The following is a 12,329-nucleotide window of genomic DNA, read 5'->3' on the forward strand; positions in this document are numbered from 1 at the left end:
GGTTATTTCAGTTCGCCATAGCCAAGCTGTTTATAGACCGCCTTGGCTTCCGCCTCCCCTTTGACAGGCAAGACGGGTACAAACGTCTGCGGCAGCAGTGTGGCACCCGCGAAATAACGCGCGACGTTTTTCGCCGATGTGGTGCCAATCAGACGCGGCTGCTGCGCTACGTTGGCAACAAACGGACTGCCTTTCTCCGCCATAATTTCCAGCGTTTCTGGCCCGGCATCAATCGCCGTGACCTTCACGTCCTTATCACGCCCGGTTTCTTCCAATGCCTGCACCACGCCGATGGCCGGTTGATCCCAGCAGGCAACGTGGATTGCATCCAACGTGCCTTTCGGGTACTGGCTCAGCAGCTCAAGGGTTTTCTTGCGCGCGTCTTCCGGCGAGTTGGAATATTGTTCAGCCAGCTCAGGCTGAATAATTTTGATCCCCGGATAATCTTGCAGAACGTATTTCCACAAGTCATAGCGAATACCGCAGATGCGCAGCGCGTTGGAGAAAGCGTTGAAAACCGCGATGTTCCCTTTTCCTCCCAGCGCATCCGCCGTATAACGCCCGATCGTCGAGCCGATCGCGTAGTTATCTGACGTCGTGTTATTGATGGAATACGATGAAACATGATCGACGGTAAAAACCGGAATCTTTGCCTCATGCAGCGCTTTAAACTTCGGTTCTACCGCGCTGTCGCCGAGAATACTGATCACGGCATCGACCTTACGCGCCAGCAGGATATCGTGGTTATTGGCATGAACCTGATTATCACGCCCTCCATCTACGCCCACAACCTGCCCACCAAGTTTCTCAATTTCTTCGGTCGCCCCTTTGTAGGCCTCACGGTCCCAAAAGTGCTGTGTTCCCACTACGGCAACGCCAATAGTTTTTCCCTTCAATGACAGTGTCTCATCCGCTGCCTGAGCAGAGGTCATTACCCCTGTAGCCAACACGCACGCAGCGAGACGAGAAAAGCGAGTCTTCATCATTTTTATCCCGATTTTTATAAAATTATTAGCAGGGAAAGAGATTAGCAACGGGAAAAGTTAAATCGAAATAACAAAAATGATAATGGCTAGTGATTAAATAGAAATAGCATTGATAAACAGATGTAGCGAATTTTACTTATTGAATTTACAGGAATAAGTTATAAAAAATGCATCTTGTTTTTTGTCCCTATAAAGGGAGTGGTTAACACTCTTCTATACCCAAGGGAAAAGCAGACATGACAACGCTATCGATTTACCACCGTCCACAGATCACGCAACCCGTCCAGCAGATCACCGCGTTTACTGACATCGCTTCCCTGCTCGCCAGCGCCGGGATCCAGCTAGAGCACTGGCAGACCGATGCACCACCGTTAGACGCCAGCAACGAAACCATTTTGGCTCAGTACCATGCCGACATTGAACGTCTCAAACAGCAAGAGGGCTACACCTCTGCCGATGTGATCAGCCTGACGCCGGATCATGCCGAGAGACTGGCGCTGCGGGAAAAATTTCTTCAGGAACACACCCATAGTGAAGATGAAGTACGCTTCTTCGTGCGCGGCAGCGGAAGCTTCTTTGTGCCGATTGGCGAGCAGGTTTTCCAGCTTACCTGTGAGGCAGGCGATCTCTTACGCGTTCCCGCCAACACGCCGCACTGGTTTGACTGCGGCGAATTTCCTGATTTTGTCGCGATCCGCATTTTTACCAATCCAGAAGGCTGGGTTGGGCACTTTACCGGACGGGAGACGTTTCACTAATTCCACGATCGTTTCTGCATTTCTCCGCCGTTCCCTTTATACTGTGCGTTTTGTACCAAGACGAACGGCGAGACCCCTTCCGTAATGATGAATAACGATGTCCTGCGCAGCGTGCGCTATATGCTGAATTTGAATAATGACCACCTGCTGAAGATTCTGGCGCTGGTGGAGATGACCGTCCCTCCCCAGCAGTTGGTGAGCTACGTCAAAAAGGAAGGGGAAGAAGGTTATCAACCTTGCCCAGACATCGTGATGAGTTATTTCCTGAACGGGCTGATTCTGCAAAAACGTGGACAAGATGAAAACCAGCCTGCGCCGCAGTTTGAGCGCAAGATGACCAACAATATTATTCTGAAAAAGCTGCGTGTCGCGTTTTCATTAAAAACGGATGATATTCAGGCGATCCTGCTGGAACAGAATTTCCGCATTTCAGTACCGGAAGTCACCGCGATGATGCGCGCGCCCGATCATAAAAACTATCGCACCTGCGGCGATCAGGTGATCCGCTACTTCCTGAAAGGGCTGACGGCGCGAGTACGCAAAGGCTAAAACGCCGTTAACGAAAGACGCGAGCGTTGCCTGACTGACCCTTTCTTATAAAGGCATCAGCAACGCTCGGTTTTTAGTACGTTATCTGTTAATACGGTATTGTTTAATACAGTATCAGTGCTGTGTGTCATGCAGGATAGCGGTGACCAGCTTCTCGAGCTCTTCTTCCTCAAGCTGAGTGACCTGCTGCACGCTGTTCTTATCCATTCCCGTTAGCAATAAATTACGGGCAATTTGTCTGGCACTGCTTTTCATCCCTTGTTCAATGCCTTGTGCTAATCCTTGCTGAATACCGCGCTGGATTCCTTCCTCGAATCCCATTTTTTTCAATTGTTCTGCAATCGTCATAATGTCCTCCTGACCGGTTGATAGCGGTGCTGCCAGTGCGTCAATGAAATCTGCGGGTTTGGATGTGTTTCCCGCTTGTGCAATATAAAATAACAGCGCCCGACGCTGCGTCAGCGGCACCGACCAGCGTTCAAATAGTAACCCAATCTCACGCGCTAGCTCCAGCATATCACGGAGCCGTTGCAGTCAGGCGGCTGCATGCTTTTCCATCATCAAGCGTGCAGGAGCTGCGTCGACGTGCAGCGCCGGATGACGGCAGAAGCGGACGACGTCACCGACCACCAGCAGGCTGGGCGACTGTGGCTGATAACGTGCCAGCAGTGCCGGTAAGGTCGCCAATGTTGCAGTCAATAGCCGCTGATCCGGCTGGGTGCCGCGTTCGATAATCGCGACGGGCGTCTGCGCGGACAGCCCGTGCTCGATCAGACGCTGACACAGCCGACTGCTGTGGCTCAGCCCCATGTAGAACACCAGCGTTTGCTGGCTGTCCGCCAGCGTCGGCCAGTCCAATTGCGGCTCGCCATCGCGCGAATGGCCGGTCACGAAGCACACCGACTGCGCACAAGCCCGGTGCGTCAGCGGTAGCCCTACGGCCGCCGCACAGCCTGTCGCGGCGGTAATACCGGGTACGACGTGGCAGACGACTCCAGCCTGTTGGGCATAATCCATCTCTTCGCCACCGCGACCAAAAATAAAGGGATCGCCACCTTTCAGACGGATCACCCGCTGCCCGGCCTGCGCCAGTTCAACTAACAGCTGATTGATTTTTTCCTGTGACAAACGGTGACAGCCGCGCGTTTTCCCGACGTCGATGCACAGCGCCTGCTCCGGCACCAAATCCATAATCTCCGCCGACACCAGCCGATCGTAGACCACCACATCCGCCTGCTGGATTGCCCGCAGCGCCTTCAGCGTCAGCAGTTCTGCATCACCCGGCCCTGCACCTACCAGCCAGATTTCACCGCCGAGTACAGGCTGACGCCGTTGGCCCTGCGCCAATATTGATTGTGTTGTCATCATGTCACACCTCATTACGCCGTGGCGCTCAACCGGCTTTTTTCAATTCATTGACCGTTATCGGCACATGCTGGCTCAATAACGCTTTCAGTTCGGGGATACAGGAACCGCAGTTGGTGCCACATTTCAGCGTGCCGCCTAGCGCTGCCACGCTGTGGCAGCCTTTACGAATCGCACCGATGATGATCGCTTCACCAACGCTATAGCAACTGCAAACCGTCGCCCCTTGCGCCACCTGTCCCTGCGGTGCCTGCCCCGCCAGCAGCGCATGGCGCTCGTGCGGTTGCTGAGGTGGAGTGACAAACGCCTGACACACTGCGTCGCTGTCGATACGCAGCGCCTGTGCACTGACATAGCAGGCCAACACCACGCGACCATCACGCCAGCCAATCAGATGAAATACGCCGTTGCCCTGTGCAATCTGACACTGCATATTTTCCAGCCCATAATGTTCAATCAGCCATGCCTGCCAATCGTCTACCGGCACGCGGTCGGCAAACAGATACTGCGTCACGCCCTCATGAGGCACTTTGCTCCAGTAGGTGGCGGGCGGCGGTAGAACGTCATGATCTGCGGGTAACGTTAATGCTGCGGTAGATGGCTCGTCAGCAAAAAACAGCGTTGCCTGCCAGGCGGTATGCCAGAGTTGGATACGCACCCGGCTGTGCTTGCTTTCCGGCTGGCCGGAATACGGATCGGTAATCGGCGCCACTAAACTGTCAGCCCGAGCCTGAGCACTGAACTGCTGATTCCAGTGCATCGGTACAAACACACTGCCGCGGGCCTGTCCGGCGTCGAGTCGCGCCCGCGCCAACATCCAACCGTGCACCGACGACAGGCGTACCAGATCGCCCGCCTGAATGTCATGCGTCTGCGCATCCTGTGGATGCAGCTCGCAGTAAGGTTCGCTGATATGACGCATCAGCCGAGCCGCTTTGCCCGTACGCGTCATGGTGTGCCACTGATCGCGAATACGTCCGGTGTTCAGCACCAGCGGATACGCCGCGTTCCACGGACTTTGCGGCAGCGATGGCGTGACCGCCACCAGACGCGCTTTGCCATCGGCATGCCAGAATCGGCCATCGTCACCCAGTCGAGCGCGCCCGTGTGGGTATGTCGCATTCACCGGCCACTGTATCGGCTCCAACTGCTGCCACTGCTGGTTGCTGAGCGTCGCCAGCCCGCTGATATCAAACGCGCGGCTGCCGTTATTCTCAAATCCGGACAGAGTCGCATGTTCACGAAAGATCTCCGCCGGATGCTGATAAGCAAATGCCTCAGCAAATCCCATACGCTGCGCCACCTGACTCAACATCCACCAGTCGGCTTTGGCTTCCCCCGGCGCAGGCAGAAAGGCTCGCTGGCGAGACACTCGGCGTTCGGAATTAGTTACCGTGCCGTCTTTTTCTCCCCAGCCCAACGCAGGCAGTAAGATATCAGCGGTTTCTGCGGTATCGGTGTGGCGCATCACCTCGGAGACGATCACCAGCGGGCAGCGTTCCAGCGCCTGTTTCACCCGGTCAGCATCCGGCATCGACACCACCGGATTGGTGCCCATAATCCACACCGCTTTAATATCGCCGCACTCAACCGCGCGAAACAGTTCCACCGCATTCAGACCGGGCTGCGTCGCCACATTATCGCTCTGCCAGAAGCGCCCTACACACTCGATATCCTGTGGCGTAAAGCCCATATGGCTGGCAAGCTGATTGGCCAGCCCGCCAACTTCCCGCCCACCCATCGCATTTGGCTGTCCGGTTATCGAAAAGGGGCCGGAACCCGACACGCCGATTTTGCCGCTCAGCAGGTGAGCATTGATGATCGCGTTACATTTATCACTGCCCGAGGACGATTGATTAACACCCTGCGAATAGAGCGTGACCACTTTATCGCTGGTGCTGAACAGGTGGTAGAAACACTCGATATCGGCTTCATCTAACTGACAAAACTCCGCCACCTGCGCCACCGACCACGCTTGCGCTGACTCTAATGTTGCTTCCACGCCGGAAAAACGATCGGCCAATTCGGTGCGATCGATGCGTGGATCTTGTGCAATCCACTGCAGCAGGCCGTTGAACAGTCCGGCATCGCTACCGGGTTGCAGCGGTAAATGCAGATCGGCGATGTCACAGGTTGCGGTACGTCGAGGATCGATCACCACCACCTGCATCTGTGGCCGCTGCTGCTTCGCCTGCACCAGCCGCTGATACACCACCGGATGCGCCCAGGCGGTATTAGAACCGACCAGCACCACCACATCCGCCAGTTCGATATCTTCATAGTTACAGGGAACAGCGTCTGCTCCCAGCCCGCGCTTGTAGCCAATCACCGCAGACGCCATGCACAGCCGCGAATTGGTATCCATATTGGCGACGCCAATAAAGCCCTTCATCAGCTTGTTAGCGACGTAGTAATCTTCCGTCAACAGCTGGCCTGAACCATAAAACGCTACCGACTGCGGGCCGTGCTGCTGCATGGTCGCCAGCAGCCGTTCGGCTACCGTATCGAGCGCCTGATTCCAGCTAACGCGACGTCCTTCCACGAGCGGCCACAATAACCGGCCTTTCAAATCCAGCGTCTCTCCCAGCGCGGAGCCTTTGACGCACAGCCGACCCAAATTCGCCGGATGGGCAGGATCCCCGCTGATCTTTACCGCACCTTGCCCATCGTGTTCTGCCAGCACACCACAGCCGACGCCACAATAGGGGCAGGTTGTCCGACAGACGCGCGCGTTCATGATGCTTTCGCCATGGCAGTATCTGCCAGCACGACGCCTTCAGGCACAGCTAGCGGTTGACGGCATACCCAAATCTCGTCGTCTTCCACGCGCACCGGCCAGGCACGTACGTACAGCGCGCTGTCATCTGGGCTCACACCATCTCGCAGCTTGAAGCGTTTCTTGTACAGCGGTGAAATCACCACCGGTTCACCCGCCACGTCACCGATCAACCCACGCGATAGCACATTCGCTCCGCTGCCCGGCTCGTGGTTTTCCAACGCGTACACTTGCTGCTCGCTACCCGGCAGGTGGAACAGCGCGATCTGCTGCTGTCCGAGGCGCGCCGCCATGCCGGCATGGCGCGGAATATCACTCAGCGTCGCCACCTGTACCCACTCCGCTTCATGCGCGGCGGGTTTCAGAGCAACCAGTTCTGGCGAGACCGCTTTTTCATGATCCTGCGCCGGACGAATCTGTCCGCGCTCCGGCACCATCACCACCGCTTCATCCGGGCTATCGCTGTTCAGGAAGCCGCGGAATAGCGCCAGACGTTCCGGGCTTTCCAGCGTGGTTTGCCATTCGCACTGGTAGGCATCAACCACGCGCTGCATCTCTTTATCTAACTCTTCACCGATATTCAGGCTGTCTTCCAGAATCACCTGACGCAGATAGTCGATACCGCCTTCCAGATTATCCATCCAAGTGCTGGTCCGCTGGAGACGATCGCCGGTGCGGATATAGAACATCAAGACCCGATCGATAGTGCGCAGCAGAGTTTCCGTATCCAGATCGCTGGCGAAGAGATCGGCATGGCGCGGTTTCATGCCGCCGTTGCCGCACACATATAGATTCCAGCCTTTATCCGTGGCAATCACACCGATATCTTTGCTTTGCGCCTCAGCACATTCGCGGGTACAGCCAGACACCGCCATTTTAACTTTATGCGGCGAACGCAGCCCCTTGTAACGGTGCTCCAGTTGGATCGCCAGCCCGGTGGAATCCTGCACGCCATAGCGGCACCAGGTCGATCCCACGCAGGATTTCACGGTACGCAGCGATTTGCCGTAGGCATGACCGGTTTCAAATCCGGCATCGATCAGCTCACGCCAGATCTCTGGAAGTTGCTCCAGGCGCGCACCGAATAAATCTACGCGCTGACCGCCGGTGATCTTGGTGTACAGGTTATAGCGCTGCGCCACCTGACCGATCGCGATCAGCCCTTCCGGGGTGATTTCCCCCGCCGGCACGCGTGGCACGACGGAATACGTACCGTCTTTTTGGATGTTGGCAAAGAAACGATCGTTGGTATCCTGCAGCGGCAGGTGCTGCGGTTGCAGCAGATAATCATTCCAGCAGGACGCCAGCATCGACCCCACCAGAGGCTTACACACTTCACAGCCTAAACCGTGGCCGTAACGCTCAAGGAGGCTGTCGAACGAACGGATCTCATGCACACGAATCAGGTGGTACAGCTCCTGACGCGAATAGGCAAAGTGCTCGCAAATGTCCTTCTTCACTTCGACACCCAGCTGTGTCAGTTCATACTCCATCACCTGTTTCAGCAGCGGCACACAGCCGCCGCAGCCCGTTCCCGCTTTGGTGCAGGTTTTCAGCGCGCCCAGTTCGCCGCAGCCGCCTGCCACCGCCGCCGAGATATCGCTTTTGCTAACGTTATGACAGGAGCAAATCTGTGCGCTAGCCGGTAATGCCGCCACGCCCAATCCTTTCGGCGCATCGCCAGAGCGCGCAGGCAAAATCAATCCTTCCGGCTGTTTAGGCAACGGCATATCGTTGAGCATCATTTGCAGCAGCGTGCTGTAATCGCTGCTGTCGCCAATCAGTACCGCCCCCAGTAAACGCTTGCCGTCGGCAGAGACGACAATTTTCTTGTAGACCTCGTTCGGGCCGTCCGTCCACTGATAGCTTTGGCTCCCCGCCGTGCGTCCATGTGCATCGCCAATCGAGGCGACTTCAACGCCCAACAGCTTCAACTTGGTGCTCATGTCCGCGCCGGTAAATGGCGTATCGCGCTGCGCCAGCGTATCCGCCACGCTGCGTGCCATTTGGTAGCCCGGTGCCACCAATCCGAAAATTTGGCCTTTCCACAGCGCACACTCGCCGATAGCAAAAATTGCGTCATCGGAGGTCTGGCAGCGGTCGTCAATCACGATGCCACCGCGCGGCCCTTTCTCTAAATCGCAGCTATCTGCCAGCTTGTCACGCGGGCGAATCCCGGCGGAAAATAACACTAAGTCGGTTTCCAATACGCTGCCGTCAGCAAAGCAGAGGCGATGCAACGCCTGCTCGCCGTCGGTGATCTCACGCGTTTCTTTACTGAGATGAATCTGTACGCCCAGCGCCTCAATTTTGCGCCGCAGCATAGCGGCACCGCCGTCATCCAGCTGCACAGCCATCAGACGCGGCGCAAACTCCACCACATGGGTGTCCAGCCCCAACTGGCGCAGGGCGTTTGCCGCTTCCAGCCCCAGCAGGCCACCGCCAATCACCACGCCAGACTTGGCCTTTTTCGCCTGTGCGGCAATCGCGTCCAGATCGTCCAGCGTGCGATAAACCAGACAGCCGGGGCGCGTATTGCCGGGAATCGGCGGAACAAAGGCATAAGAGCCGGTCGCCAGCACCAGCTTGTCGTAGGCGGTTTCCCTGCCCTGTGCATCGCTCACGCATTGGCGTTCACGGTCGATCGCCACGATCTCACTGGCGCTGCGCAGCTCAATGCCGCTCTCGGCAAAAAAGCCGTCTTTTACCAGCGACAGAGAAGCGGCGCTGCGGCCAGAAAAATACTCGGAAAGGTGAACGCGGTCATAGGCTTCATGACGTTCTTCACCAAATACGACAATGTGGTAATGCTGATGCAGGTCGCGTTCAACCAGCTGTTCAAGAAAATAGTGGCCGACCATACCGTGGCCGACGACCAACAAAATAGGTTTGCTCATGACAGGAATCCTTACAGCTTCAGGCTGTGGGTCAGAATCAGGGGAAGAAAGACCGAAAAGCAGCGAGGCTGGCGGAATCATCTCGCCCGCTGTCGTGCTCTCCATCGCGGCCAGCAGGCGCTGGCTGTCGTCGGTGTCGCCATACAGCAGGACACCGCTCAGCCGCCCGTCGCGCAGTAGCAGACGGCGGTAGTGCTGCGTCTGCGGATCAAAAAGGGTGTACACCTCATCATCCGGTGCCGCGTTAATATCGCCGCCGCTGACCACGCCAATTCCCGTGACTTTCAGCCGCGTTGCCGCCTGTTCACGCTGATAGTCTTTCGGTGTGTGTCCGGCAAGGCGCTGTGCCACCAGCGCAGCATGGGTGAAACACGGGGCAACCAGCCCAAAGGTTTCGCCATTGAGTTCACAACATTCGCCGATTGCGCTGATATACGGGTCGGCAGTTTGCAACTGTCCGTCCACCAGCACGCCGCGGTTACAGGGTAAGCCGCCGTCGCGCGCCAGTTGGCTAGCGGGAATCACCCCCGCGGTCACGACCACCAACCCGGCCGGAATTGTACGGCCATCTGCCAGCGCAACAGCCGTGACGCCTTTTTCATCGCCATGCAGTGCGACTACCTGTACATCGGTCTCACAGGCAATACCGCGAGCACGCAGGCTGTCGCACAGCAGGTCGCTCGCCGTGGCATCCAGTTGACGCTCCATCAAAACTGGAACGCGATGCAGCAACGTGACGTCAGCACCGCGCAGTTGCAGCGCCGCGGCGGCTTCAATACCGAGCAAACCGCCCCCAATCACCACCGCAGGAACGGATCGGCTAATCGTCGCCAACATCAGCTCGACATCATCCAGCGTGCGGAAGCCGCACACACCAGCCAGATCGATACCGGGCATCGGCGGCATAAACGGCGTGGAACCGGTCGCCAACACCAGATGATCGTAGTGCAGTTGCCGTTGCGTCGTTGTCACCTCACGCTGCTGGCGATCGATGTGCGTGACCCGCTCACCCAGGAGATAATTCACCGGCAGCGCCGCATCGTCGTCGATAGCCGCAGGCGTCAGCAGCGTATCCGTAAACGCTTTCTCGCCACTCAATACTGGCGACAGCAGGATGCGGTTATAGCTGGCGCGCGGTTCATCACCAATCACGGTAATGCGGTAGCGCGTTGCGGCCAGTTGGCGCAGCACATCGACGAATCGCGCACTCGCCATCCCGTTACCAATCACAATCAGATGCGGTTTCATCATCGTTCCGGCCTCGCTGTCAGGCTGCTTTAGGCTGTTTTTCATATAAGAAATGCAGCACCTGCTGACGGTAGTGGTGGTAGTGCGGATCGTCAGCCAGCACGACGCGTGAACGCGGACGTTCCAGCTCGACTTTCATGATTTCCCCGACCGTCGCCGCGGGGCCGTTGGTCATCATCAGCACGCGATCCGACAGCAGCACCGCTTCGTCAACGTCGTGCGTAATCAGCACAATCGTGGTTTGCAACCGCTGCTGAATCTCCATCACTGCATCCTGAAGATGTGCGCGGGTCAACGCATCCAGCGCGCCGAACGGTTCATCCATCAGCAGGACTTTCGGCTTCATGGCCAGCGCGCGGGCGATGCCGACACGCTGCTTCATCCCGCCGGAGATCTCATTCGGCCGCTTGTTTAGCGCGTGCTCCATATGCACCAGTTCAAGATTGTGGGTAATCCATTCGTGCATTTCGCGTTTGTTCATCTGACCGCGAAACACCTGGCGTACCGCCAGTGCGACGTTTTCGTAGGTGGTCAGCCACGGCAGCAGCGAGTGGTTCTGAAAGACCACGCCGCGCTCCGGCCCCGGACCGTCGATTTCACGGTTGTCACATAGCAGTCCGCCGCTGCTTGGCAGCGTCAGACCGGCAATCAGGTTCAATAACGTGGACTTGCCGCAGCCGGAATGGCCGATCAGGCTGATCGTCTCCCCCGTGTGAATATCAAAACTCACCTGATCCAGCGCCAGAAACTCACCGCTGGCGGTATTGAAACGCTGGCTCACCTGCTGCACTTGAATAATCGGTGTTGTACGCATCGTCGGCTCCTTAGCGGTTGTCATAGCTGAAACGGTTAGCAATCCACACCAGTCCCTGCTCAAGCAGCAGACCGATAACGCCAATCACCACGATGGCGATGATGATGTTTTCCACATTCAGGTTGTTCCACTCATTCCAAATCCAGAAGCCGATACCGACGCCGCCGGTCAGCATTTCCGCCGCCACAATCACCAGCCAGGCAACACCAATCGACAGGCGCACGCCGGTCAACATGTTAGGCAGCACCGCAGGCAGCAGAATCTTGCGCATGATGGTAAATTCGGAGAGCTTCAGGACGCGCGCCACGTTCAGATAATCCTGCGGAATACGGCGCACGCCCTCGGCGGTATTGAGGATCATCGGCCAGATAGAACAGATAAAAATGGTCCAACTGGATGCCGGTTCGGCACGCTGGAACAGCAGCAGGCCGATAGGCAGCCACGCTAGCGGGCTGACCGGGCGCAGCAGCGAAATAATCGGATTAAGCATGTTGGCCAGAAAGGTAAAACGACCAATCAGGAAGCCAGCGGGAATGCCGACCAGTGCCGCCAGCCCGAAACCGATACCCACGCGTTGCAGCGAGGCCAATACGTTCCAGCCGATGCCCTGATCGTTCGGCCCTGCGATGTAAAACGGGTCGGCAAAGAGGCTGAGCGCCGCAAGCCAGGTCGTCCACGGCGTCGGGAAGTTTTCGCTGTTGAGCGCGGCAATCTGCCAGACCGCAACCAGCAGCCCCAGTCCGAGAACCGCAGGGAAGAGTTGCTGAAACAGCTTACGCAGCAGCAAGCGGTAGGCAAAAGCAGGAGCCGCCGGCGCTTTTGCGGGCGTTACGGGTTTAGTTGGCAGTGGCGTAATATCGGCGCTGCGTACGGTTTCCGGGGCGTTATCCGCGGTAATTGGAATGACCTGGGCCTGGTTTTTCATCATCAACCTCA

8 protein-coding genes and 1 pseudogene are annotated in these 12,329 nt (G+C 57.1%); 2 read left to right on the forward strand and 7 right to left on the reverse strand.

Annotated elements, in window-relative coordinates:
- Nucleotides 1-2 precede the first annotated feature (2 nt).
- Entirely contained in the window at nt 3-932 is a 930-nt protein-coding gene (locus tag H4F65_RS14960) for a sugar ABC transporter substrate-binding protein (protein WP_010278734.1), read from the reverse strand.
- Nucleotides 933-1,222: 290 nt separating this feature from the next.
- Between H4F65_RS14960 and H4F65_RS14965 the strand changes: the two genes are divergently transcribed.
- Both H4F65_RS14965 and H4F65_RS14970 read left to right on the forward strand, forming a co-directional pair.
- Nucleotides 1,223-1,744: a 1,2-dihydroxy-3-keto-5-methylthiopentene dioxygenase gene (locus H4F65_RS14965; protein ID WP_010278736.1), complete on the forward strand. Its 522-nt coding sequence runs from the start codon at nt 1,223-1,225 to the stop codon at nt 1,742-1,744.
- An 84-nt stretch (nt 1,745-1,828) separates the two neighbouring features.
- Nucleotides 1,829-2,293 (forward strand): YehS family protein, encoded by a 465-nt coding sequence (locus H4F65_RS14970; RefSeq protein ID WP_010278739.1) that lies wholly within the window; start codon nt 1,829-1,831, stop codon nt 2,291-2,293.
- Nucleotides 2,294-2,407: 114 nt separating this feature from the next.
- Here H4F65_RS14970 and H4F65_RS14975 read toward each other — a convergent pair.
- The 6 genes and pseudogenes from H4F65_RS14975 to ntrB all read right to left on the reverse strand — a co-directional run.
- A pseudogene (locus tag H4F65_RS14975) lies at nt 2,408-2,821 on the reverse strand (RpnC/YadD family protein); the annotation flags it as partial.
- A gap of 6 nt (nt 2,822-2,827) precedes the next feature.
- Entirely contained in the window at nt 2,828-3,661 is an 834-nt protein-coding gene (gene cobA / locus H4F65_RS14980; protein WP_010278743.1) for a uroporphyrinogen-III C-methyltransferase, read from the reverse strand.
- Nucleotides 3,662-3,686: 25 nt separating this feature from the next.
- On the reverse strand, nt 3,687-6,395 hold the full coding sequence (locus H4F65_RS14985; RefSeq protein ID WP_010278746.1) for a nitrate reductase: 2,709 nt from the start codon (nt 6,393-6,395) through the stop codon (nt 3,687-3,689).
- Complete coding sequence (gene nirB, locus H4F65_RS14990) at nt 6,392-10,579, reverse strand: nitrite reductase large subunit NirB (RefSeq protein WP_072152300.1); 4,188 nt, start codon at nt 10,577-10,579, stop codon at nt 6,392-6,394. Before nirB ends, H4F65_RS14985 begins: the two co-directional genes overlap by 4 nt.
- Nucleotides 10,580-10,598: 19 nt before the next feature.
- Nucleotides 10,599-11,393 carry an ABC transporter ATP-binding protein gene (locus H4F65_RS14995; protein WP_010278753.1) on the reverse strand — a complete coding sequence of 265 codons (795 nt, stop codon included), beginning with the start codon at nt 11,391-11,393 and terminating at the stop codon, nt 10,599-10,601.
- Nucleotides 11,394-11,403: 10 nt separating this feature from the next.
- On the reverse strand, nt 11,404-12,318 hold the full coding sequence (ntrB, locus tag H4F65_RS15000; protein ID WP_039320092.1) for a nitrate ABC transporter permease: 915 nt from the start codon (nt 12,316-12,318) through the stop codon (nt 11,404-11,406).
- Between the last annotated feature and the right edge of the window lie 11 nt (nt 12,319-12,329).

The organism is Pectobacterium brasiliense (assembly GCF_016950255.1).
In the GTDB taxonomy this organism is placed as follows: domain Bacteria; phylum Pseudomonadota; class Gammaproteobacteria; order Enterobacterales; family Enterobacteriaceae; genus Pectobacterium; species Pectobacterium brasiliense.